General features: G+C 41.4%; 23 protein-coding genes. 3 read left to right on the top strand and 20 right to left on the bottom strand.

What is annotated here, in order from left to right; all coding sequences use genetic code 11:
* Positions 1-7: 7 nt before the first annotated feature.
* The 16 genes from HPK16_RS15365 to HPK16_RS15290 form a co-directional block, all read right to left on the bottom strand.
* Positions 8-430 (bottom strand): SRPBCC family protein, encoded by a 423-nt coding sequence (locus HPK16_RS15365; protein ID WP_181677783.1) that lies wholly within the window; start codon positions 428-430, stop codon positions 8-10.
* A 110-nt stretch (positions 431-540) separates the two neighbouring features.
* Positions 541-732, bottom strand: a complete 192-nt coding sequence (locus HPK16_RS15360; RefSeq protein WP_181677782.1) for a hypothetical protein — start codon at positions 730-732, stop codon at positions 541-543.
* 25 nt (positions 733-757) lie between these two features.
* Positions 758-1,921, bottom strand: a complete 1,164-nt coding sequence (locus HPK16_RS15355) for an ROK family transcriptional regulator (protein WP_181677781.1) — start codon at positions 1,919-1,921, stop codon at positions 758-760.
* Between the two features lie 112 nt (positions 1,922-2,033).
* Positions 2,034-2,153: a beta-xylosidase family glycoside hydrolase gene (locus HPK16_RS15350; protein ID WP_220132365.1), complete on the bottom strand. Its 120-nt coding sequence runs from the start codon at positions 2,151-2,153 to the stop codon at positions 2,034-2,036.
* 120 nt (positions 2,154-2,273) lie between these two features.
* Positions 2,274-3,011 (bottom strand): WxL domain-containing protein, encoded by a 738-nt coding sequence (locus tag HPK16_RS15345; protein ID WP_181677780.1) that lies wholly within the window; start codon positions 3,009-3,011, stop codon positions 2,274-2,276.
* 30 nt (positions 3,012-3,041) lie between these two features.
* Positions 3,042-3,770: a WxL domain-containing protein gene (locus HPK16_RS15340; RefSeq protein ID WP_181677779.1), complete on the bottom strand. Its 729-nt coding sequence runs from the start codon at positions 3,768-3,770 to the stop codon at positions 3,042-3,044.
* 48 nt (positions 3,771-3,818) lie between these two features.
* Positions 3,819-4,544, bottom strand: coding sequence for a WxL domain-containing protein (locus tag HPK16_RS15335; protein ID WP_181677778.1), 726 nt, complete (start codon positions 4,542-4,544; stop codon positions 3,819-3,821).
* Between the two features lie 27 nt (positions 4,545-4,571).
* Positions 4,572-5,291 carry a WxL domain-containing protein gene (locus HPK16_RS15330; protein ID WP_181677777.1) on the bottom strand — a complete coding sequence of 240 codons (720 nt, stop codon included), beginning with the start codon at positions 5,289-5,291 and terminating at the stop codon, positions 4,572-4,574.
* Positions 5,284-5,646, bottom strand: a complete 363-nt coding sequence (locus tag HPK16_RS15325) for an LPXTG cell wall anchor domain-containing protein (protein ID WP_181677776.1) — start codon at positions 5,644-5,646, stop codon at positions 5,284-5,286. Before HPK16_RS15325 ends, HPK16_RS15330 begins: the two co-directional genes overlap by 8 nt.
* A gap of 13 nt (positions 5,647-5,659) precedes the next feature.
* Positions 5,660-9,076 (bottom strand): pectate lyase-like adhesive domain-containing protein, encoded by a 3,417-nt coding sequence (locus HPK16_RS15320; protein ID WP_181677775.1) that lies wholly within the window; start codon positions 9,074-9,076, stop codon positions 5,660-5,662.
* A gap of 547 nt (positions 9,077-9,623) precedes the next feature.
* Entirely contained in the window at positions 9,624-10,865 is a 1,242-nt protein-coding gene (locus HPK16_RS15315; protein WP_181677774.1) for a DUF1015 family protein, read from the bottom strand.
* A 70-nt stretch (positions 10,866-10,935) separates the two neighbouring features.
* On the bottom strand, positions 10,936-12,123 hold the full coding sequence (locus HPK16_RS15310; RefSeq protein ID WP_181677773.1) for a phosphoglycerate dehydrogenase: 1,188 nt from the start codon (positions 12,121-12,123) through the stop codon (positions 10,936-10,938).
* Positions 12,116-13,204, bottom strand: coding sequence for a 3-phosphoserine/phosphohydroxythreonine transaminase (serC, locus tag HPK16_RS15305; protein WP_181677772.1), 1,089 nt, complete (start codon positions 13,202-13,204; stop codon positions 12,116-12,118). The genes HPK16_RS15310 and serC overlap by 8 nt, the downstream gene beginning before the upstream one ends.
* A 351-nt stretch (positions 13,205-13,555) precedes the next feature.
* Positions 13,556-14,704 carry an MFS transporter gene (locus HPK16_RS15300; RefSeq protein WP_246369458.1) on the bottom strand — a complete coding sequence of 383 codons (1,149 nt, stop codon included), beginning with the start codon at positions 14,702-14,704 and terminating at the stop codon, positions 13,556-13,558.
* Positions 14,705-14,715: 11 nt separating this feature from the next.
* On the bottom strand, positions 14,716-15,138 hold the full coding sequence (locus tag HPK16_RS15295; protein WP_181677771.1) for a MarR family winged helix-turn-helix transcriptional regulator: 423 nt from the start codon (positions 15,136-15,138) through the stop codon (positions 14,716-14,718).
* Between the two features lie 99 nt (positions 15,139-15,237).
* Complete coding sequence (locus tag HPK16_RS15290; protein WP_036092923.1) at positions 15,238-15,903, bottom strand: aquaporin; 666 nt, start codon at positions 15,901-15,903, stop codon at positions 15,238-15,240.
* 538 nt (positions 15,904-16,441) lie between these two features.
* Between HPK16_RS15290 and HPK16_RS15285 the strand changes: the two genes are divergently transcribed.
* Positions 16,442-17,701 (top strand): class I SAM-dependent methyltransferase, encoded by a 1,260-nt coding sequence (locus HPK16_RS15285; RefSeq protein ID WP_181677770.1) that lies wholly within the window; start codon positions 16,442-16,444, stop codon positions 17,699-17,701.
* A gap of 1 nt (position 17,702) precedes the next feature.
* On the top strand, positions 17,703-20,252 hold the full coding sequence (locus tag HPK16_RS15280) for a metallophosphoesterase (protein WP_181677769.1): 2,550 nt from the start codon (positions 17,703-17,705) through the stop codon (positions 20,250-20,252).
* Between the two features lie 65 nt (positions 20,253-20,317).
* Here the strand turns inward: HPK16_RS15280 and jag are convergent, their stop codons facing one another.
* The 4 genes from jag to rpmH all read right to left on the bottom strand — a co-directional run bounded on the left by jag (position 20,318) and on the right by rpmH (position 22,471).
* Entirely contained in the window at positions 20,318-20,938 is a 621-nt protein-coding gene (gene jag / locus HPK16_RS15275; protein ID WP_181677768.1) for an RNA-binding cell elongation regulator Jag/EloR, read from the bottom strand.
* Positions 20,935-21,798, bottom strand: a complete 864-nt coding sequence (gene yidC / locus HPK16_RS15270; RefSeq protein WP_181677767.1) for a membrane protein insertase YidC — start codon at positions 21,796-21,798, stop codon at positions 20,935-20,937. The genes jag and yidC overlap by 4 nt, the downstream gene beginning before the upstream one ends.
* Positions 21,799-21,840: 42 nt before the next feature.
* Positions 21,841-22,194, bottom strand: a complete 354-nt coding sequence (rnpA, locus tag HPK16_RS15265; RefSeq protein ID WP_181677766.1) for a ribonuclease P protein component — start codon at positions 22,192-22,194, stop codon at positions 21,841-21,843.
* 142 nt (positions 22,195-22,336) lie between these two features.
* Positions 22,337-22,471: a 50S ribosomal protein L34 gene (gene rpmH / locus HPK16_RS15260; protein WP_036084822.1), complete on the bottom strand. Its 135-nt coding sequence runs from the start codon at positions 22,469-22,471 to the stop codon at positions 22,337-22,339.
* Positions 22,472-23,099: 628 nt separating this feature from the next.
* Here rpmH and dnaA point away from each other — a divergent pair.
* Entirely contained in the window at positions 23,100-24,458 is a 1,359-nt protein-coding gene (dnaA, locus tag HPK16_RS15255; RefSeq protein ID WP_181677765.1) for a chromosomal replication initiator protein DnaA, read from the top strand.
* Positions 24,459-24,645 lie beyond the last annotated feature (187 nt).

Here is a 24,645-nt window from a genome sequence, read left to right as displayed (position 1 = left end):
CAAACAGCTACTTACTCAACCTCACAAGCTCCATCCCTGCTCGGTCCCACATCTCATTCATCATATCATAATACTGATCATCCATCGCAACATCGACAAGCATCCTAGTCTGGTCGCCAACTGGTTCGAAAATGTAGTGTTCCAGCATATCTGCAAATGCAGCGACTTCGACGTATTTCCCGTCATTGATTTCGCCTAAAAAGGCGAATTTGATTTCTTTTTCTGGTTCAAAAACGACTACTTTGGAAACCAGGCCATTTCCATCTGGATCAACAAAGTTAACGGTTTCATTAAGTCCCATTTCACCAGTGTAGGTCGATCCTTCGTGGAACGCTGCTGCCCATTTTTCGTACTTGCTGCGATCGACGACTAGTTGCCAAGCCTCTTTCGGTCCGCACTCCAGCGTGAATTCTTTTTTTATGTGTTTCATAGTATCATTCCCCTCCTAATTTTGTAGTGCCGTCATACATTTATATTGTAGTCTATTCGATATGCCTGAACAAGTAATCGCGCTCTCTAGATCCGCCGTTTTTTCAGCATTCATTCCGTCCCCTTATCATCTCCTCGATATCTATACTTCGACACGATAAATAGTATCCAAAAAACGCCTAAAGAGATGCTGAGCGATTCTAACCACGTAGCATTAAAGATAAATTTTAGCACTAAGAAAATGACGATAGACATTGTTAATACGCCGCTTACATAGGATGCCCGCTCCTTTTTTCTACTCATCCAGCATTTCTCATCTTCGGTTTCCTCACTTCTTAAAAACAAGATCCTGCGATTCCAGTCCCAAAACCTGCCGTGAAATCAGCGCCACACCGCCAAGTAACGAGGAATCATAAATATCGTGTTGCGTAAATTCAATTCGCGTTTCGCCTAATGGATCGAGCGCCTTGTATTCCTCGAAAATCCGCTGTAACAAATCTGGGAATTGCGATAAGGATCTCGAAGAAAGGAATACCGCTTCCGGCGCGCTGTACTGCACGAGATTATAAGCCATTTGCGCGATCGCCGTAATCCACTCATCAACGACCTCCAAAACAAACGCATCCTTACTCTCTATCAACGCAGCAAACTCATCCACCGTTAACTCCGCCTTCTTTTCGTGCTTCGCGATTCTCTCCATAATCGCTTTTTCCGAGTATAATTCCTCTAATCGATACACTTGCTTATCCTTATAAATCACAGAACGCCCAATTTCACCGGCCAGCCCTTGCACACCGTAATAAAGCTGTTCATTAATAATCGTGCCGACACCAATCCCATTATGAATATTCAACGCTAATAAGTTTTGAAGCGGCTCTTCACCAGTATAATACCAAAAATCTCGAATCGAAATCGCCGTTAAATTGGCCTCATTTTCAAAGCGAATCGGCACATCGACAATTTCTTGCAACGCGGGTAGTAACGCAAAAGAATCGAGCTCCAAAAATGGACTATACCGAATCTCATTCTCGTGAACCGGCGCATGTGTTGACACCGCAATGCCCAGTAGCCCTTTCATCGTATCAAAAGCCTGCAAGCCAGAAATCACCTCGCGCATCATCTGAAAAACATCTTTTACACTGTTGCCTATTAATCGCAGCGAGTCCTTTTTAATAACCTCACCGTTCAAATAGTTCACCGAATACCTTAAATGCCTAGCCCCCATGTCAAAAGCCAAAACGTAACCATACCGATAATTAAATTGAATCAAATTCGGCCGACGTCCACCCGCGTTAGAGGCTTCCCCAATGCCAAGCTCCTCAATAAGACCATCTTCATGCAGCTCCCGAATAATCGAGGATACTGTAGATTTCTGCAGGTGAATCGTGCTCGCAATCGAACTCCTTGATGTCTGACCAGCATTAAATAGAGTTTTTAACACCAATTTCTTATTGTTCTCTCTCATAACATCCTGATCAGTTTTCTTCGTCATATGTATACGTCCCTTCTTGCTTCCCGTTTTTAAAAAGTATATCACATTACAACAACATCTTAAAAGTTAAAACGGACCACTGCACGTTTCTAGGCGTAATGATCCGTTCTTTTTAGTTCTCCCTATAAGAAAAATAATCAAAACCTGCTGGCAACTCGTAACCCGAATAGTCCACACTCGCCATCCCCACAAAAGCACCTGTGAAAAAACCGCCATACGCCGCATAAATCATCGATCACATCATAACGTATTTACAGTGTTTCACGTGAAACATAACGAAAATCACCACCCCTAATTAGAGATGATGATTTTTAGAAGTATAGTTAGTATAAAAATGGCTTCACCTATTCAATCAAGGTGTATCGTTAATCGTCCAAGTCAACGTCGAAGTATACGTACTCCCCGCTACTTTTTGCGCTTCGGCAGGAACATGTAACGTAACATCCGGATTCGTATCAGCAGCCGTCACCCCAATTGTACTACCAAATGAATGCACCCACGTTCCCATGCCTTTATTCGCCTCCGCACTAACAAGCACTTGTGACGCCGCACCAACTGTCACGCTCGGAGTAACCGTCCCCGGAGTCAATGTATTTGGCATTGCCGAGCTCAGTGTTCCCCCACCTAGCGTTAATGTCGCACCCGCTAATGTTTGACTACTAGCATTTGTAAACTCTGTTCCTGATACAGTCAAATTCCAACCCGCATTTGAGCCACGATTATCGGTTACTTGTACGTATTGTGGAACATATTTTTTAGGCCCTGTCGCTAATCCACCCGCATCAAGTGGTTGGATTTCTGAATAAAGAGCATGATAATCTTTTGCCGCACCCGAGATTGTCTGTGTCCCAAAATTAAATTGAGAAGCAAAATCAATCCGTAATGCACCTGTAGTTGGCGCAACGGGGTCTGTCGGCGTTACGTCCGTACCTGGATCTGTCGGATCAACTGGTGGCGTCACTCCATTATCATCTGATTCAAACAAAACCTTGGCATCCGATGTGGTACTCGCAGCGTACGTGGACAATCCCGCTGTGGATAAAGACACAACTGCCACCATTCCCATTACAACTAATTTATTTACTTTCATCTTATTTCCCCCATTCTTTTTTCAAAAAACTCAGTCTGGTGTATCTGACAAAGTCCATGTAAGTGTTGTGGCGTATGTCGCAGTAGGTGATTTAGCAGTCGTACCTGGAACACTCAATGTTACACTGCTATTTTCAGAAGTTGTATCTGCTCCTAGCGTTGTACCGAATGCGTGTGTCCACGTTCCCATCCCTTTACTAATCGGAGCATTAACTACATCTTGATTCACGCTATCGCCTGACAGCGTCACATCTCCTGAACTTGTTGGCATCGCGCTTGTGTTACTAGAATTCAGCGTCCCATCCACTAATTTCAACTCAGCGCCAGTCAGCATATTGCTCCCTGATGCAAATTGAGTATTGCTAACTTGCAACTTCCAACCAGCATTAGACCCCCGATTATCAGTAACTTGAACATAACTTGGCACATATTTTACCGTTGAATTTGGCAGCGTCACTGCATCAAATTTCGCTTTATACACAACATCACTACCTGAAATTTTCTGATTTCCAAAATGGATATTAGAAACGTAATCTATGCGTAAAGGTCCTGAGGTTGGCGTCGTTGGGTCGGTTGGTGTTACTGGCGTTGTTGGATCGGTCGGATCAGTCGGTGTTGTCGGACCATTATCAACCGTAAATGTAACGTCCCCTGTTGACGTTGTACTTCCCACTGTAGCTGCAAAAGTTGGCGCTGCATAAGTAAAAGTTCCCCCTACTACAAATACCCCCGCTAAAAATACTTTTCCTAATTTATTCATTTTCCATGCACTCCTTTTGATTATATTTAATATTAAAAATACCGTCTGTTAATCTGGACTATCCGTAAGTGTCCAAGTCAACGTCGTCTTATAAAGCCCCTCTTTTTTAGGTATGCTCCCTGGGACTTCCAATGCAATACTCTTTTTCGCCGTGGCTAAACTGGTTCCAAATAAATTAATCCACGTTCCCATTCCTTTATTTCCTGCTGCATAAATTAATTCTGATGCATTTGTGCCCGTAGAATCAAGCACAATTGACTTGGCTATAGGCGCATACGTATGCAACATTGATAAATTAATTGTTCCTAACTTTGCATTGTTTAACTTTAGCGTTGCGCCATTCAATGAACTGTCGCCATTTTTAAGCGGTCCATTTTGTGTGACAGATAGCTTCCACCCTGAATTACTACCTCGATCATCGGTTATTTCAATAAAATTAGGCACCTCCTTTATTTTGTTTAAAGCATCTATTCTTACTTTATCTGTTAATGCATAGTAGACAACATCATTACCTGTGATTTTTTGTGCCCCAAAATGGATATTAGAAATATAGTCAATGCTGAGCGGACCTGGTGTTGCAGGATTAACACCCGGATCTGTAGCAGTAATTCCCAGCTTCTTTTCGGGCTGTGTCGGTTCAATCGGCCTTTTAATTCCTGTATTGTACCTCAAATTAATATCTCCATTTGACTCAGTAGTTGCCGCCAAACTCGTTGTTCCTGCTACAGCTAGTGTAAAAAAGAAAATCACGATTAATGGCACCCAACGTTTCATCGCTTCACCCCCTACTTATTTCCCAAATTAACTTGGCGAATCAACTAATTCCCAAATTAGAGTCGTTGTGTAATTCCCATCATATTTCTTCGTTTTTCCTGGAACTGTCAATTGAATGCTAGTCTTGCCATCTTTTTTACTACCTCCAAAAGCAGCAACCCATGTCCCTGTTCCTTGATTTTCTCCTGCAGTTACAACCGAAGAAGAGTCTAAACTTACCGGATTCAACTCGATTAATTTGTTAGCTATAGGCCTAATTCCATGTGAGGGTGATATGAGCTTCATATTCTTTAGCTTTAATTGAGCGCCCTCTAATATATGATTACCATTTTTCAATTGACTAGCCATCCTTACATTTAGCTGCCAGCCTTTATTGTTTCCACGATCATCGGTCACTTGAACATAGTTGGGTACTTCGATTTTCTTCCCATCACGTTTTTGCACCATTTGTGATAACTCAGCATAATAGATTGTATTTTTTTTGGAGCGCTTGTGGGTTCCAAACATGACATCGGAAATATGATCAATACTTAGCGCACCCGATGTCCCCGGCTTGGTCGGCTCTAACGGCTTTGTTGGATCTTCTGGGTCTAGCGGATCGACTACACCTGTCCGTTTTTCCAGAGAAAGATCCATTTTGGTTTCATACTCCGCTTGCGGACTCGCTGCTTGGGCCTCTACATGAACACTCAGAATACCAAAGACCAGTGGCGCAATAAGAAGACCCTTGATTGTATTTTTATTCATTGTTTTTGGCCTCCTTTTGTGCTTTTCGCAGCATTAAGCTCATTCCGCATACTATTAGTGCGCTACCAATCCATACCACGTTCGTGTCCGCTTCATCACCTGTTTTGGGCAATTCTGTGCTACTTCCTGTCGTACCTGTATTTGTAGTAGTCGCAGTCCCTGTAGAACCGTTTGTCTTGGGCTCCGTTTGGTCATCGGTCGGTGTTGTTCCGCCCCCTCCACCACCACTCGTTTCAGCTCCGTCAAAAGTAAGACCGACATCAGATTCATAACTGGCCGCAAAAACTGGGGAACTGGCGAACATCAACGCACCGAATAATAAAATAGAGGCTAACTTATACATTATTTTAATCATGATATCCTCCTTCTCATGGTCCGTCTTCTAGTGTCCATTCGATCTGGGCGGTATATTCCTCATTCGATTTTACAGTTCCTGGTGCTATATTCAATAAGAGAGTTTGTGCTTGGTCAGCTGACATGTCAATAATTGTTGTCCCATTTGCTGGTGTCGTATCTTCATAGATTGTTGTTGCTGTGTCATTTAAATACATATCTGGTAACTGGTCTCGTTTAAGTACTAGCGAATCCGTCACCGTATCTCCTGTTAGTGTCGACAAATTTTGTATTAGTTTTGCTGTCACATGCCAATTGGAAGTGACTGGTCGAGTATCTGTTACAGCTAATTGCACATCATTTTCTGGCTCAATCACTTGTTTCTTCGAGCTAATGGTGTGTGTCCCAAACGAGATTTCATCCGTCACATCTTCAAATTCTAATGTACCGGATGCCACTGTTACAGTAACCGTTTTTTCAAGGCCTCGCACACTTAGTTTGACTTGATAAGTTCCTGGTGTCGCAGATAAACCACCTTTGTCAGTAACGACTACTTGTGCTGTAATATCATTTCCTGCTGGAATCTCCCATGCTTTTGCTTGCGATTTCGTGAGTATCAATTGATTCAATACGGCATCCGTGTCTGGAATTTCATAGCTATACAACAAGAAGTTATGCGCCTGTAGCATCGCTTGGCCATTTCTTACCGTCGAATCATCACTTACAAAAACCGGAATCGAAATAGTATCATTATTCCCAGCAATATCTGCAATTTTAACTTCTGCTGTTGTATATCCTGCTGTCGATAAATCTGGTAAAGATGTAATACTGAAGGTCAGATTACTATCACTATTTCCCGCATTATCTTGAATATTTTGCAGAAGAGACTTGGCGTTGCTTGTGAATGTATCACCTACATTGAAAAATTGCACAATTCCGCTCGCTGTCGGTGCGGTCGTATCGGTAACTGTAACATCATTAGAATGTCCACTACTATTTCCCGCTGCATCTGTTGCCGTTGCGTAATAAACAGTGTACGGAACTAATGGCCTGCTTCCAACCGGTACTACTACTGAGTAAGTACCTGAACCATTTGCTGTTCCTGAAGCTAGGAGTACATTGGTTGCGTTGTTGTAAATATTCACCACCGAATTTGCTTCTGCCGTTCCTGTTATAACCGTTGCTTCATCTGTGATTGCACTTAACGTTGGTGGATTAGGCGCAACATTGTCGGCAACCACAGTCGATACCGTAGAACTTTTTCCGTTTAAAAGAGCTGTTGCAGTAATTGTTTGGCCTCCCGAGAAATACTGACTCGCTGGCAGAGAAAATGAATAATTTCCGGATGAATCTGCCTGAACATGATATTTAGTAGTCGTATCTGCGGCATTTGGTGAATTGATAGTTCCTGTTGGTATCGCTGATGAACCACTGAATATAATATAAGCATTTGGCGTTGCCGTTCCTGTTATAACATGACTATTTGTTTGTGATGTATTGTTTGTTAAAGCACCTATTGTGACTGTTACGTCTGGGATATAGTCGAACAGGACACGTTTAAAGTTTTGCGTTCTAAAATTGGTACCAAAGCTTGTTTGAGTTGCCATCGTATACGAAGTCCCTGTAACTGCGGTGACATTCCCACCACTATAACTAACCGCGGCGTTAAACATCGGTACCCACTCATAGTTAAATCCAGTTTTTCCGCTTGAACCAGCACTATTCCAAGCAAGTACTCGTTGCGTCGTTGCCTGTAATTTTCCAGCTGTGCCCGCCATTGAAATTAACCTACTGCTTGTATTCGAATTATTCAAATTCAGATCCACACTAGCTGAATTGGCTATCTTAAATAACGCATTATTTCCCAGATTTACAATTCTTTTATTACCTGTACCGTCCGAATATAAATTAAAAGTTGACATGTTACCAATATCGATGCTTGCATTGTCTCCCATATTAAGCGCATTTGCAGTGGAAGTCCCCGAGCCTTGAGAGTTCACCGTTAGTTTCCCAGTGCCTTGGACAATGATTTTACCGTTCCCGCCTGTATAGATACCGTGCTTGTCGCTATCCGAAGCAGCATTCGTTTTCACATTTAGTTCGGCACCTGTTTCAACTAATATTTTAGGCGCGCTTCCATCTATCCTTATGCCTCCACGCCCGCTTGCGGAATCAGTTGTGATGTTCAATTTTGCACCACTGTGGACGGAAATATTGCTACCATCAGTCTGTATCCCCGCATATGGCGCCTCACCACCATTTCCTGATGTAGTTATATTGACGGTTGCATTAGCCCCTACATCCACGTTTCCGATATAGCCAAGCTTCATTAATCCTGCACTCAAAGTCTCACCTGTATATGTGGAACCCGGTAAGAAATTAATATTCGCAACTTCAAAAGTAGCTTGACCAGATGCAAGTGGAACTGGTATTGTAATTCCTAATATGTTCAAATAACTATTCACCTGTTTTGTTTGAACAACTCCACCGATATCGATATCAGATCCATACGCAGCAGACAATTGTGCCCCTGTATATGAAATATTCCGATATACTATTTTACTGTATCCCGTTCCAGAGCCTCCAGAAAGTCCTAACGGTCCATAATAATTCTGGCCAAACATACTAAGATCATTTACCGTTAAAATCATGGGAGCACTCGAACTCACATTAAAATAAGCATTTAAATTAGAAAAATCAATTGCATGTCCATTACCATTAATCACCAAATTAGGTCTTGTCGGATACACTGTCGTTTCGTATAAAGGTGAAGTAACAACAAAATCTTGAGTTACATTCATCACAGTAATTGTTGGATTGTTCAAAGCAGCCCGAAATGTTGCATTATCATAAACATCTACTTCACCTGCCGCAGCTGCTACGATACCTGCAGTCTTTGTTTTTGATTCAACAACGTCTTTGATTGCAGCTTTTTCTTCAGCAGGTTTCTTGACTGAAACCTCATTCTGCGCTTCTTCCATCCCAGTGATTTCTAATTCATTTGAGATGATTTCTTGCTTGTCTATTATTTTGTTAGCGGTCACACGAAATTCCCCTGCGCTCATTACCGATAATACCAATTTTCCATCGCGCATAGGGTGATCTAATGTTTGATTAATAGTTGCTAATCGTGTTTTGTCGTCAAAGCTAACTGGGTTATTATCGTCTGGAATACCGTTAATATCTGCCGTTTTTTGATCATCGAATTTTAGTCCTTCTGGAATTTTAACCTGTAATGGCGCAGTTGATCTCGTATTTTCTGAATTTGTCTTGTCTGTAAAATCGATTGTAACGGACTGACCAACCTTGGCTTTAACAGTATCTGCGGTTAGATTTATGCGATCAGTCTCATTTGATACGTCTACACCCCATCCACGTACCGATCCAAGAGTAATTAAACCGACTATCAAAAAAACTAGTGCCGTTCTTAGAATATGCGATTTCCCTATCATTGATTATTATACCTCCCTCGCAAAACAAGTATTGATTCTCTACATGTTAAAAACGCACACATAGACCCCTTCATGTTTTAAACTTGTTGCATTTAATCACACCTACTACTATCAAAACTGCCTATAATATTATGGGTACCACTTCACCAACTAATTTAAACCATTTCTAAGATTTTTTTTCATATTCTATTCATTATTTGCCAAAAACGTTGTGACCGCGGTGTACTAAAAAATTATTAAAATAAAAAAACATCTAAATGACATAACTTTAATATCATAGAGATGTTTAATTTTAAGATTTATATCAAACTGAACCAATTTCATAATTCAAAAGCGTTGCGGCACAGTGACTTTCAGAACGTTAAAAAAGGCTACCTCCCCATGCCATTCATATAAATACCATAAAATAACTGATGTAGAGTTTTCAAATCTCATTACCTGCGCTATTTCGAAGTGAAATGGGTTATTATTCCTCTGAAAACAAAAGCGGAGTTATGAAATTGGTTCAACTATGTGAATGATTTCATCGTTTGTTTCACGTGAAACTTTACTTACTCTCCAAATCATGCACAAACAATCCACTCAACAACTTCGGCTCAAACCAAGTCGATTTCGGAGGCATAATCTCGCCAGCATCTGCCACATCCAGCAAATTATCCATCGTCGGCGGATACATCGAGAATGCAATCGTGTATTTCCCAGCATCCACAAGCTGCTCCAACTCCACAAGCCCACGAATCCCACCAACAAAATTAATCCGGTCATCGCGTCTGATATCCTCAATCCCGAACAACGGTGTAAGTACCTGATCCGCCAAAATAGACACATCAAGGCTCGCAATAACGCCATCACCGGCGAACTCAGGTTTCACTTTCAAACCGTACCATGAACCGTCCAAATACATTCCAAACGTATTCGGCGCCGCCGGTTTATACTCCTCTTTTCCGACTTTCTCTATATCAAATTTTAAAGCAACTTGATCTAAGAAATCCGCTGCGATTGGAACATCAACGACCCTATTATAGTCCAGAATCTCCAGCTGATCTTGCGGGAATAACACAGATAAGAAGAAATTAAACTCCGCGTCCGCGCCAGCATCCGGAAACTCCTCCCGACGCTTCAGACCGACTTTAACCGCCGATTCTGTGCGATGATGTCCGTCCGCAATATAAAGCGCTGGAATTGCCTCAAAGGCCTCCGTAAGCACGCGCACCACATCCGCGTCATCCACCGTCCAAATCCGATGCTTCACGCCATGAAAGCTCTCAAAATCGTAGACCGGCTTATGACTACCAATCCAAGCGTCCACAACCTCATTCACCAATTCATCCGAACGATACGTCAAGAAAATCGGGCTCGTATTCGCATCCGTCACATCCACGTGGCGAATCCGATCCAGCTCCTTCTCCTCACGCGTCAACTCATGTTTCTTAATCGCGCCACTCACATAATCATCAATCGCCGTACACGTCACAAGCCCCGTCTGCGGCCGCCCGTTCATCACCAATTGATACAAATACAACTCCGGCTTCGCATCCTTCGCAAGCCAGCCCTTCTCCTGAAACTCCGCCAAATTCGACGTAGCCTTCCTATACACCGAGTCATCATACGGCGACACATCAGCGGACAAATCAATCTCCGCCTTATCAATATGTAAAAACGACATCGGGTTCGAAACGCCCAATTTCCGCGCCTCCTCCGTACTCAACACATCATACGGCAACGAAGCCACATAAACCGCCTCTTTCGCACTCGGTCTAATTCCCTTAAAAGCTCTAATCTTTACCACAAAAAATCCCTCCTCATTATTATAAAAATAGCCACGACAGAAAATCCATCGCAGCTATTCATTTTTATACTTAATAAGCCGTCACACCAGCAGGTTCAATCGCGCGCACCCGAATCACACCAGGAATCGCGTTCAAACGGTCCACAACGAGCGATAAATTACCTTGCGCGCCTTTTTCCATATCAATCAGCGTATACGCATAATCGCCCTTACTGCGGTTCGTCATATCCAAAATATTAATCGACCCGTTCGCAAGTTCCGTCGTGACCTGCCCAACCATGTTCGGCACATTATGATGAAATACCCCCAAACGCGGATGTCCATTGTAAGGCATGTCCACATTCGGATAGTTCACCGAATTTTTAATACTACCCGTCTCTAAAAAGTAAGCCAGTTCCTTCGCCGCCATTTTAGCACAATTGGTTTCCGCTTCTTCCGTCGAAGCCCCCAGATGCGGCAATACTTCCACTTGCGGATGCTTCACAAACGCTTCCGTCGCAAAATCCGTGATGTACATGCGTAATTGACCAGCATTCAGCGCCTCAACCATCGCACCTTCCTCCACCAATTCCCCACGTGAAAAGTTAAGCAAAACAGCGTCAGGTTTCAGCAATTGCAACGTTTCCCGATTGAACATTCCAGCCGTATTATCCTTCAGCGGCACATGCACCGTCAAATAATCACACGTCGCCAAAACTTCCTCAATCGTCATCGCGCGTTCCACTTCTTTCGAAATCCGCCACGCCGTATCCACCGAAACATACGGATCATAACCGACAACGTCCATACCGAGCGCCAACGCATCATTTGCCACAAGCGCACCAATCGCACCGAGTCCAATGATACCAAGTCGTTTTCCAGCAAGCTCCGTGCCCGCAAATTTCTTCTTCCCAGCTTCGACTTTTTTCCCGATATCGCTGCCATCAAGCGTCTTGACCCATTCCGAGCCTTCCAAAATTGGCCGCGCACCCATAAATAAACTCGCTAATACCAGTTCTTTCACTGCGTTCGCATTCGCACCGGGCGTATTAAAAACTACGATTCCCTTATCAGCACAAGCCTCCACAGGAATATTATTCACCCCCGCACCAGCTCTAGCAACAGCTTTCACACTGTCAGGGAACTCAAAATCGTGCAGGTCATAACTTCGCAGTAAAATACCATCCGGCGCCTGATTCCCGTCAATCAAATATTTCTCCACATCGAACTTACGTAATCCTTCTTTAGCAATCGCATTGAAAGTCTGAATATTAAACATGTATTTCTCCCCCTTTATGAGTCGCTACAAATTTTTCCATCAGAGCAGTCAACGCTTCGACACCCTCGTACGGAAAAGCATTGTAGATACTTGCACGCATACCACCAACCGAGCGATGTCCCTTCAAATTCTCAAAATGAAGTTCCCCCGCCTCCTTAATAAATAACGCATCCAACTCAGGTGAACCCGTCACAAACGGCACATTCGTAAGCGACCGATCCTCCTTGTTCACAGGAGACGAAAACATCGAAGACGCGTCCAAATAATCATATAAAAGTCCAGCTTTCTTCCTATTTAACGCCTCGATTCCCGCCACACCGCCTTGCTCCTTGATCCATTCAAAAACCAGCTTCGACACATAAATCGCAAAAGTTGCTGGCGTATTGTACATCGAACCGTTCTTCGCCTGCACCTCGTAATCCAGCATTGCCGGCAAACCAGCTACATTTCCAATCAAATCCTCTCGAACAATAACGATCGTGAGACCAGCAGGACCAATGTTTTTCTGAGCCCCCGCATAAATCAAACCAAATTTGCTCACATCGTACACACTCGACAAAATATTGGAAGACATATCCGCAACAAGCGGCACTTCACCAGTTTCAGGAGGTGTGAAAATCGCCGTACCTTCAATCGTATTATTCGTCGTAATATGCAAATAAGCCGCATCGGAAGGCACCCGCGGTATCTCTGGAATATAACTGAAATTCTTATCTTTTGACGACGCCAGCACTTCAATATCGCCAATTTTTGCCGCTTCCTCCATCGCTTTTTCAGACCACGAGCCAGTATTCACAAAGTAGGCTTTCTTGCCAGCCATCAAATTCATCGGCACCATCGTGAATTGCAGACTCGCCCCACCTTGTAAGAATAAAATTTTGTAATTTTCGGGAATGTGCATTAATTCACGCAATAGCAATTCCGCTTCCCCAAGAATCTCCTCAAATAAATCCGATCGATGACTTAATTCCATTACTGACATTCCTGAACCTTTGTACGATAGTAGCTCCTTCTGCACCTTTTCTAAAACTGGTACGGGCAAAATCGCAGGTCCTGCTGAAAAATTATACGCTCTTTCCACACAACATCTCTCCTGTTCCAATCGTATTTCCAACCTACAACTTCGATTTCTCACATCTGGTCTTAATACAAAAACTGTGACAAGCATTACAAGTATCGCGAAAAGCCTATTTTGGAGTTCACATATGTATCTCATTCCCATTTACAGTTTAATCAAACCCAAGAAAGAATACTTACTCCTAACACTTGGATATATTATATCAGAAAATACGAATATTTTCAGACAAATTGAACTTATTCTGCGGGTTTTTATTTAAAAACACCAAGAAAGCGTCCCCATTTGGCTAAAAACCTTGAGACTGACTTTCCAGCATTCTTTTTAAAAACTTTTTACGAAAAGCCAATCCCCACATTATTTCCCGGGTAATAATCGCTTCGTCCGAAAAACAAGCAAATAAATCACCAGAAAAATCACTAGCGTAACAATCGACCAACGATACATCATCGCATAATTATAATGTGCCGCGATAAAGCTCAGCCCGAAACTCCCAAGTGCCATCCCGACATCCATCCCCGACAAGAACGTCCCATTCGCGATTCCCTTTTTGTCAGGGGCCGCACGATCCACTGCCAAAGCTTGCAAAGAAGGCTGCACCATTCCGTAGCCGAGCCCGAAAAACAACGAAGATCCAAATAAACTCCAAGCTCCCGTCGCCAGTGATAAGAGCCACAATCCGATGCCCATCAACACGATTCCCGGCAGAATCACCACCCGATGTCCCTTCAAATCATACAATCGTCCTGCAAAAACACGGCTCACCAAGACCATAATCGCTTGCCCAACAAAGAAAATCCAGACCATCCGCACATGTAATTCCAATCCGTAAATCATCATAAACGTTTGAATTCCGCCCAATGGAAAAGCCATCAACATGCATAATAGCGCCGGCAACAACGCCCCCTTATCAAACAACTGCATCTTATGCTTCACGACAATCTCCTGTTTTGGTATTTTCAACCGCGTCACCAACAGAAAAACCAAAACCATCAACACAATCGAGAATCCAATCAGAAAATTAAACGAAAACTGGTTCATCAAAATAATCGCTATAATCGGTGCCAGCGACATCCCAAGCGCCGTTGTCAATCCATAAAAACCGATACCTTCCCCCGTCCGATTCGGCGGCACGAGCGTTGAAACCCCCGTCGCAATCGAAGTCGTCGTGATTCCCCAACCAACACCATGAAATAATCGCAACACAAGCAAAGCCGACACAACCGTTGACCAATAGAAATTCACCGTAACCGCAATCAATACAAAAAAGCCGACCAAAATCATGATTTTCGCACCAAAGCGATCATTTAGCCCTCCTGCAATGACTCGCATAAATAAAGCTACCAACGAAAATAAGCCTACCGCCAAACTCGCCTGGGTTTCCGTACCGCCTAATTTAATAATTTGCGCCGGTAAAGTTGGCATAAAAATCTGGAATCCAATATATAAAAACAAACTCGAAATCAACAATATCACATAATCCTTCGTCCACAACTTCGCCTTCAAAAAATCCCTTCTCACTCTAAATTATTTTCAATCCGTGCTAAAACATCTAAATACGCGTTAAGTTCTGCATCCGATATTCCTAGGTAAAAATGCGAACACGTCTCCTCCACCACGTTCCGAATCAGTTGCACGTTCTGCTTTCCTTCCATAGATAACGACAACAATGTAATCCGCCGATCCTTCTCATCGACCGCTTTTTCAAGCAAATTTTTCCGAACGAGCACATCGATAATTCGATTCACGGTCGGCGCATCCTTCTCCACCAACTCCGCCACATGACGCTGCGAAATTGGCGCTTTTTGATCCACCACATTCAAAACCGACCACTGCTCTGGCGTTACATCGAATCGCTCTAACCCGTGCTGCAAACCAAGACTCGCTTTTCTCGCCACTACATTGGTCCGAAATGTCACATCATCATAAAAATCCCGCATCCCCATTCACCTCTTTTTAAAATAATTGTCATGACAACTATATCATAAAAAAAGATATGATGACAGCAAATCGCCACCATCATATCTCAGGAATACTTCTTATTTTTCGCTATCCATAGCAAATTTACCAACAATCGCAGCCACTAAACCACCAACGATAGGCGCCACAATGAACACCCACAATTGAGATAAAGCTTCGCCGCCAGCAAATAGAGCTGGACCGATACTACGAGCCGGGTTAACAGAAGTTCCTGTCAACGGAATGCCTAATAAGTGAATTAAAACTAAAGTCAAACCGATAACTAGACCAGCAAAAGCAGGATTTCCTTTTTTACCAGTAACGACGATAATAACTAAAACAAATACGAAAGTTAAAATTGCTTCTACTAAGAACGCGCCGCCTGCACCGATATTGCCAAATCCATTTTGACCTAAGTTTTTAGTAGACATGTCAGAAAGATTTAAGAATGAAAGCAATGTAACGGAACCAACAATCGCCCCAGCCACTTGCGCCACAACATATCCTACTAATTCGCCACCTGAAATTCTCTTGTTTAAAAACATCGCAACGGAAACAGCTGGATTTACGTGACATCCAGAAATAGTCCCAATGCTATACGCCATCGCAACGATTGACAAACCAAATGCCATCGCGATTCCAAGCGTTCCAATTCCTTCAATTCCCCCGCCTAAAACAGCAGTACCTGTACCGAATAATACCAAAACAAAAGTCCCGATGAATTCAGCAAATAATTTCTTACTCATGTGTTCTCCTCCTTTTGAAAATAGCATACTTATTATATATACCTCTAAATCATGAAATTGTAAACCTTTATTTATGTAATATTTTACACACTGGATACAAAATTCACGGTATTGACAAATAGAAGCGCTTACCTTAACGTTATGTTGTATAATATATTTCTAACAATGCTAAAATTTAGCAAAAAATCATGTAAGACTTTAGAAATAACGCTTTACATGGCATTCCGCTAAACCTCAGCGTGTCGACAAATGCTTAGTTTCTAGGCAAAAGCGAGTACCAGAGCGGAGCATACTCGAGTACATTGACTGAAAACAGGGAGGGAGTACCATCCCCGACCATGTGAGAAGTTATGCGAAACGCAGTGTAGAAGAGCGCTGGAACGGAACTTTTAACGTAAAGGATTACAGGTTAGCTTTGTTCTCCTGCATATTGGGGGTGTAACTCGTTCTATTTCGAACACCCCCAACAATGATTGTTTGTCGGCACACTGAGATGTTTCACGTGAAACATCTTAACCTACAGTAAAGGAGCAATAACATGGCAATTATTCAAGTAACATCGACCAACCCTGATTTTTCTTTCCTTATTAAGAAGAATCCCGAGTCAGGCATGATGCTCCGGCAAATGCGTAAAGGTATCGCACATGGCTGGTATTCCGCGCCCGATACTTACAATGTTTATTTCAAAGATGCTGATAATGAGATATCCTATAAAAAATATCGCGAGGAAAATTTTGAATACCTGAATCTATCTCGTTATAATTCGAATATCTTCCCATTAAATGCACTTGGCGAATTCTTTTCATTAAAGGAACCCGACTCGCGTGACTTGCCTGGATTTACGCACCAATTTCATATTAATATGCTCTATATTCGCCGGATTCACTATGTCGAATTCTTTCAAAAGTACATGCCAGACTATACCTTCGAAGTTGAGCATCTTTCTGATAAAAACTGGGCCGTGACGATTTCCACCAAGTCTAGTCTCTATGATTTAATCCATGTTTCGAACCTGTTTTGCCTATTTTTCGCTGGTTTCAGTCAAGAACACCTAGATATAACCGATGATTTACTGCGCAAATACATTAAAAGCATCCAAATAACTGATCCGCCTTTCTATATTCGTAATCTTTTCGTTCACAATTTCCTAACAACGCGAAAATTATTCAATCAGTTCAAAGAGGAATTAGAAACAACGAATCGCTATGATATCCAGTTTGATTTCGGTGGCACTGCCCTTCAAAGACGGAATTTCATTGCGAATCAGCTCTCTTTCGACAAAGTCATTGTAGACATAGGTTGCGGCGAAGGATTTTACGCTATCCCCTTTGCTGAGAAAACAAAGCTCGATTATTATGCGATTGATATTGATCCTGAGATGCTGCTCATTACAAACAAGAAAGCTGCGAGAAAAGAGATCGACAATATTATCACCTACTCCTCACTGGAATTATTCTTAGAAAATAGCCCAGCTGAAAAAGTCGACGTGATTCTAACGGAAGTTATTGAACACATGCCTACTAACATGGCGAAAAAACTCATTCGAAAAATCATGCAGCATATTGATTTTGATACATTCATTATCACAACTCCAAACAGCGAGTTCAACACGTTTTACGGTTTGGAAGGCTTCCGACATGACGACCATGATTGGGAAATGAGTACTACAGAATTCCAGACTTGGTTGACAGAAATTGTTGACGAAAAAAAGGTCACGGTTGAATTCCATGCAATTGGTGATGCCGTAAATAATATTCATACAACCCAAGGCGCCACTTTAAGAAAGAAGGAGGTATAATATGGAAATAAATACACAACTACACACCATTTTCCTGCTTGTTGGTCCAACAGAATGCGGAAAATCCACATTTGCACAAGAAACGTTGATACCTCAACTTCAATTTTCCGAACCCGACAAGAATTTCCAAGCAAACGTTCAGTATTTGTCCTCCGACACGATTCGCCAAGAAATCCTTGGTCACGATTACGATAAATATGCCCAAATTATGCTAGAAGCAAGTGATCAAACGTTCGAACTCTTATTCAAAAAACTAGATATGGTCACAAAATTCCCAATCAACGCCGAATTTGTAGTTTTAGATACAACCGGACTAACCGCTGACTTCCGTGAAAAAGTTCGTGAAACAGCTAAAAATAACAATTATAATGTCGAAGTCGTTCTTTTTGACTATCGTGATCGCGATGATTATTATGCCAGCGAGCGCTCCAAAAAGTTGATTTCCAAACATATTACTCGCCTAAAAAAAGAAATTCTACCTAATATCGCACGCGAACAATACCATCAAATTCACCGGATTCGAGCTAAAAATTTCACGAACTATACAATCAACATCCAGAATAAAACACAGTTCTGTGACACACTCCTCCCAACAAACGAGACCTACACGATGATTGGCGATGTTCACGAATGTACGAGCGAACTAAAATCACTTCTACACAAACTGGGTTGCAAAATTGAGAATAATATAATCACCCACAGTCCTCATAAAATCATTCTTGTCGGCGATTGGATTGATAAAGGAAAAAATACACGCGAAATCACTGAATTTCTACACGAAAATCAGCAATATTTCCTATTTGTACTCGGAAACCATGAAAACTTTGTTCATAAATATATTTTGGGTGAAATTAAGGGAGCCAATCAAGAAATTGTCGATAACTATTTCGACTCGATTCCAGACCTTGTCGCGGATCCCGAGCTATTTTCGAAATTCGAACAACTTTTCCACTTAGCAAAACCCTTTTATCGCTATATTGGCGAAGAAACAGCATCCTTTTATGTCACACATTCACCATGCCAAAATAAATATATCGGCAAACTTGACGGAAACTCCATGCGCCACCAACGAAACTTCCACCTAGATCGAACAAGACCCGTTCAAGAACAGTTAGCCTTTTTAGAGAACGAAGCCGTGAATAATTATCCATACCATATTTTTGGACATGTAGCAGCAAAACAAGCATTTCGCATAAAAAACAAATTACATCTAGATACTGGATGCGCTCACGGTAATGAATTGACAGCCGTCACCTTAAAATATCGAAAACCCCTGTTCAAATCCGTGCGGTCAGAAAATCAACAACTCGCTGGAGAACTTCCAATGCTATTCAAGCGCGAACACACCGTTCAGATTTCCGAGCTCGATACGGAATCCTTGAGAAGATTACACTATATCGGCGAAAATAAAATCAACTTTATCTCTGGAACCATGTCACCCGCACCAAAAGACCTAGCGACAAACAATCTGGAATCCTTAGAAAAAGGACTACACTATTTTGCCGAAAAAGGTATTTCTCATGTTGTCCTACAGCCAAAATATATGGGATCGCGCTGCAACATCTACTTGCATAAAAATACAAAACACAGTTTCGCAGTCAGTCGAAATGGCTTCAAAATAACTCATATTGACTTGGCACCAATTTACCAAGCCTTGCATACCCGGTTTGCAGAATACATGGAGCAAAACAAAATTCAAATGCTCATTCTAGATGGCGAACTCCTTCCATGGCAAGCACTTGGCAAGGAACTCATCGAAAAACAATTCCAGCCGATCCAAACTGCGCTGGAAACCGAGCTAGCCTTTTTGCAAAGACATGGTTTTGACGAGAGTCTAGGTCAACTCATCACCGAATATGACGCTACTGATTTCGAAACCTATCAAACCCAACTCACGAAAAAGGAATTAAACGAAAAATATAGCTCGCGACTCTATCAAAACTACAAACCCCTGCATCAAATCAAGCAAATACACACAGATTTAGCGCAGCACAAAGAAGCTCTAAACACTTACAAACAGCAACTAGACATTTACGCAGCAGAATCCGATCTTGATTACAAAGCCTTTTCCTTACTAAAAATAATCTATCAAGATGGAACCGAGCATATCCCTGCATGGCCGACCTCGGAAATGTACAGCTTTCTAAATGATGACACTTTCGTATCGCTTGATCTCACGAATCCCGATTATCACACCATCGCCGAGCAATATTTTTCAACCATCACAACCACAAACAAAATGGAAGGTATCGTGATAAAACCAGAAAAACTAAGTCCACACATCGCGCCTTATATGAAAGTTCGAAATATGGACTACCTATCTATCATTTACGGGTACGACTTCCAATTCCCACACAAATTCAACAAACTAATCAAACAAAAAAGCATCCATAAGAAACTGCGAACCTCCATTAATGAATGGTCTCTTGGTTCCAAATTACTAGCAACAAAATGGACGGAAATCTCACCGACAAATCAGCAGTTCAATGAAACTGCAGCAAACCTATTGTTCGAAGTTGAGAAAGAACGAGACATTGATCCACGCTTATAAATGTTTCACGTGAAACACAAAAAAAGAAGCTTTTCCGATCTTTTTCTCGGAGAAGCTTCTTTTTTTCACCCTTTTATAGGCTTAATGACAATATAACGATATGGTTCGCGACCTTCTGAATGTGTTTCCACACGCTTATCTTCGCTCAAAATCGCATGAATGATCTTCCGTTCAAACGAAGGCATTGGCTCCAAATGAACAACTCGACGCGTCTTCACTGTTTTATCTGCCATTTTTTTAGCCAATAAAGTCAGTGTTTCATCACGACGTTCTCGATAATCACCAACATTCACGACGACGTTTTTGAATTGCGTCGTATCTTTGTTTGCGATCAGTTGCGTCAAATATTGCAACGCGTTTAACGTTTGACCATGTTTTCCAATCAGCAAGCCTAGGTTGTTTCCTGACACTTGAATGCTGACTTCCTTACCTTTTTCAGAGACATCAACAGAGACCTCAGCCCCCATTTTTGTAGCCACATCCATCACATACTGGACAGCCGTTTCGATTTGGTTATGCTTCTCGATGACCTTAACCATCGCAAGCCTTGAACCAATCCCGAAAATACCTTTTTTACCAGCGTCCATGATTTCCACGTCTACTTTTTCCCGCGTTGTGCCTAAGTCCTTCAACGCGTTTTGAATTGCTTCTTCAACGGTTTGGCCTTGCGCAGTTATATCTCTCACTTTCTTTTCTTACCTCCCTTTTTCGATGCAGACATTGTCGCTGCTTTCTTTTTAAGTCTTTCTTCTTCCTTCTTAGCCTCTTCCAAAGCCGCAGCTTCGCGTTTAGCCTTGAATGGATTATTAATTAACATCGTTTGGAAAATCGTAAATATGTTTCCGACAACCCAGTAAAGTGCTAGTGCTGACGGCAAACTGATACCCGCAAATAGGATCATCAACGGCATGAAGTAAATAATCATGTTCATTGATTTATTTTGCTGCGTTTGGCCCATCATCGACAATTTAGAAGAAATAAACGTCGTCAATGCTGCTAAAATTGGCAAAATGAAATATGGATCTTTATCGCCGAGTGTCATCCACAAGAAATCTTGCGTCTTAATCTCCGCTGTCCGACTAATCGCTTGGTAGAATCCAAGTAAAATCGGCATTTGGATTAATAATGGTAAACAACCCATCATTGGATTTGCATTGTTTTCTTGATATAAACGCATTGTTTCTTGCTGTAATTTTTGTTTCGTCTCGTTATCTTTTGATTTGTACTTTTCTTGTAGTTCTTTAATTTGTGGTTGCATCGCTGTCATTGCTTTTTGGCTCTTCAGCTGTTTAATCATTAATGGCATGATCAGTAATCGAATCGCAACGGTTGTCATGATAATCCCCATCGCATAGTTGCCACCAAAAAGTTCCGCAAACCAGATAATTACTTGTGATAATGGATAAACAATGTAATGACTCCAAAATCCTGATGACTCCGATGTGATTGGATCAGTTGAAACACCACACCCCGCTAGAACTGCTAGTAGTCCCATCATTAGTCCTGCAAAGATCAACTTCTTTTTCAAACTCATTTTCTTCTTCAAATAGTGCTACCTCCACTCTCCGCCTGTATTCTTTCCATAAAACTACTTTTTCTGAGGCTGCTTCAAAACTCTTGATAATTTCAAAACATGCATCAAACTTTTCTTAATTTCATGAAAATCCATATTGGCCGCCGGTTTCCTGGCGATGATAATATAGTCATAACCTGAATCAATTTGCTCATTCAGCTCATGAAAGGATTGCCTAATACATCGTTTAATACGATTACGTACGACAGCGTTTCCAATTTTTTTACTCACAGAAAGTCCTATTCGAAAATGCGCCAAATCTTCCCTTTTTAATATGTAAACGACAAATTGGCGATTCGCAAACGACTTCCCTTTTTTAAATACGCGTTGAAACTCATCATCTTTTTTTATTCGATATGCTTTTTTCATAAAATCTCCATCTTCTAATCAGATTATCTTTCATACATGCACCCTTGTTAACCTATCAGATCTCCCTATATAGGAAGTGACTGATAGATTAACGGTTACTCTGCCTGAAATTAAAAAAAACCACTGAGTCTTTTTCAGTGGTCTACGCAGATAAAACTTTTCTTCCTTTACGGCGACGACTAGCTAAAACTCTACGTCCGTTTTTAGAACTCATACGTTGACGGAAACCATGTACTTTTTTTCTTTTACGCTTGCTTGGTTGGTATGTTCTTTTCATTAATTACACCTCCTAGTAAGGGTCTATTACAAATTTACTCGTATAGACAGTCTTAGACATTGTACAGAAATATATCGGATTTGTCAATAATACCTCGGAACAAAGTAGAATATAAACACTCTATCTTCCATAATACCATATTTTCAAACTGATATATAGTTATTTTAAAAATTTTTTCAAAGACTTTTTACTCCTTCTTTTCTTGTGGATAATCTCAGTAAATGTAGGTAAGTACGCTAAAACCCACTTTTTCTGTGGATAACTCTTAAATATACTGAAAAGTTATGCACATTTTACGATAGTTAACCACAATCACTTGTGGATAACTGTTTTTTGGATATTTTTTTATCCCGACCTAGTTCACAAGTTATGCACAAGCTCATATCCTGTGGACATCTTTTCTCAACATCTTCATAACTTTGTGGATAGAATTTGAAATCCCTTGCGATTGTGATGTTTTTCTGATATTATATCAATTGTCGAATAGAAAATTATTTGGGGATAACATTATTTATCCACAGTCAACTTTTACTTTGTGGATAACTTCTAAACAACCCCTGTATAACTTTATCCACGGCTCTATCCATCTGTGGATAACTTTTATGTTTAATGAAAAGGGGGGAACATAGTGCAAACAATGGAAGACATATGGAAAGAAACCTTACGTATCGTCAAGCAAAATATGAGTAAGCCAAGTTATGATACTTGGATGAAATCTACCACTGCGCATTCACTTGAAGGAAATACGTTTATCGTGACAGCTCCAAACAATTTTGTTCGTGATTGGCTTGAGAAAAGTTATTCACAGTTCATCGCTAATATCCTACAAGAAATTACGGGAGAAAATTTTGATGTTCGATTTATCGATGGGGAACAAGATGAGGTATTTGATAACTATATTCCACCAAAACCGCGTAATTTAGATGAGGACTTGGACGAAGCGAACTCCAAACACATGCTAAATCCGCGTTATGTTTTTGATACTTTTGTTATTGGATCGGGCAACCGTTTTGCCCATGCAGCCTCACTTGCAGTAGCTGAAGCGCCGGCCAAAGCCTATAATCCGCTCTTTATTTATGGTGGTGTTGGACTTGGAAAAACGCATTTAATGCACGCAATTGGCCATTATGTTTTAGAGCATAAAACAAACGCGAAGGTCATGTATCTTTCTAGTGAGAAATTCACAAACGAGTTCATTAACTCTATTCGAGAAAATAAAGCCGAAGAATTTCGTAATAAATATCGTAATGTCGATGTGCTTCTTATTGATGATATTCAGTTTTTAGCTGGTAAAGAAGGAACGCAGGAGGAATTTTTCCATACGTTTAATACGCTTTATGATGAGCAGAAACAGATTATTATTTCTAGTGATCGCCCGCCAAAAGAGATTCCAACACTTGAGGATCGCTTACGTTCGCGCTTTGAATGGGGTCTGATTACCGATATTACGCCGCCGGATTTAGAAACTCGGATTGCGATTTTACGTAAAAAAGCAAAAGCTGACGGACTGGATATTCCGAATGAAGTGATGCTTTACATTGCGAACCAAATCGATTCCAATATTCGGGAGCTAGAAGGCGCGCTTATTCGTGTTGTCGCCTACTCGTCCCTCGTAAATAAGGATATCAATGCGAATCTTGCTGCGGAGGCTTTGAAAGATATCATTCCAAATTCGAAATCCCACGTGATCCGAATTCCTGATATTCAAGAAGCTGTTGGCGAATATTATCACGTTCGTTTAGAAGATTTTAAAGCGAAAAAACGGACGAAAAGTATTGCGTACCCTAGACAAATCGCGATGTATCTTTCTCGTGAGCTGACCGATGCTTCCCTACCGAAAATTGGAGAAGAATTTGGTGGCCGAGATCATACTACGGTGATTCATGCGCACGAAAAAATTTCTCAGTTATTGAAAATCGACCAAAACTTGAAAAATGATTTGGCTGAGATTGAGAAAAACTTGCGAAAACCACAGAGTTTATTTTAAAGGACTATATATTGGGCTCTAGGTTAGCCAATTGATGCTTTCAAAGAGCCGAATCATGATATCCTCCATTTTTTAAAGCTGTGCATAATGTGGATAAGTGGAACATACTTACCAACAAGTTATCAACATGTGGAAAACTTTGCGGGAGATAGGCTCAGCTATACTTATCCACAAATCCACAGGCCCT

This window comes from Paenilisteria rustica (assembly GCF_013820765.1).
GTDB lineage: Bacteria > Bacillota > Bacilli > Lactobacillales > Listeriaceae > Listeria_A > Listeria_A rustica.
Note: the sequence above shows the minus strand (reverse complement) of the source record. Positions and strands in the feature narration are given on the sequence as shown.

Coding starts and splice junctions, on each gene's coding strand:
- HPK16_RS15365 (WP_181677783.1), bottom strand. CDS start 430: ATGAAACACATAAAAAAAGAATTCACGCTGGAGTGCGGACCGAAAGAG.
- HPK16_RS15360 (WP_181677782.1), bottom strand. CDS start 732: ATGAGTAGAAAAAAGGAGCGGGCATCCTATGTAAGCGGCGTATTAACA.
- HPK16_RS15355 (WP_181677781.1), bottom strand. CDS start 1,921: ATGACGAAGAAAACTGATCAGGATGTTATGAGAGAGAACAATAAGAAA.
- HPK16_RS15350 (WP_220132365.1), bottom strand. CDS start 2,153: ATGATTTATGCGGCGTATGGCGGTTTTTTCACAGGTGCTTTTGTGGGG.
- HPK16_RS15345 (WP_181677780.1), bottom strand. CDS start 3,011: ATGAAAGTAAATAAATTAGTTGTAATGGGAATGGTGGCAGTTGTGTCT.
- HPK16_RS15340 (WP_181677779.1), bottom strand. CDS start 3,770: ATGAATAAATTAGGAAAAGTATTTTTAGCGGGGGTATTTGTAGTAGGG.
- HPK16_RS15335 (WP_181677778.1), bottom strand. CDS start 4,544: ATGAAACGTTGGGTGCCATTAATCGTGATTTTCTTTTTTACACTAGCT.
- HPK16_RS15330 (WP_181677777.1), bottom strand. CDS start 5,291: ATGAATAAAAATACAATCAAGGGTCTTCTTATTGCGCCACTGGTCTTT.
- HPK16_RS15325 (WP_181677776.1), bottom strand. CDS start 5,646: ATGATTAAAATAATGTATAAGTTAGCCTCTATTTTATTATTCGGTGCG.
- HPK16_RS15320 (WP_181677775.1), bottom strand. CDS start 9,076: ATGATAGGGAAATCGCATATTCTAAGAACGGCACTAGTTTTTTTGATA.
- HPK16_RS15310 (WP_181677773.1), bottom strand. CDS start 12,123: ATGTTTAATATTCAGACTTTCAATGCGATTGCTAAAGAAGGATTACGT.
- HPK16_RS15295 (WP_181677771.1), bottom strand. CDS start 15,138: ATGCGGGATTTTTATGATGATGTGACATTTCGGACCAATGTAGTGGCG.
- HPK16_RS15290 (WP_036092923.1), bottom strand. CDS start 15,903: ATGAGTAAGAAATTATTTGCTGAATTCATCGGGACTTTTGTTTTGGTA.
- HPK16_RS15285 (WP_181677770.1), top strand. CDS start 16,442: ATGGCAATTATTCAAGTAACATCGACCAACCCTGATTTTTCTTTCCTT.
- HPK16_RS15280 (WP_181677769.1), top strand. CDS start 17,703: ATGGAAATAAATACACAACTACACACCATTTTCCTGCTTGTTGGTCCA.
- rnpA (WP_181677766.1), bottom strand. CDS start 22,194: ATGAAAAAAGCATATCGAATAAAAAAAGATGATGAGTTTCAACGCGTA.
- rpmH (WP_036084822.1), bottom strand. CDS start 22,471: ATGAAAAGAACATACCAACCAAGCAAGCGTAAAAGAAAAAAAGTACAT.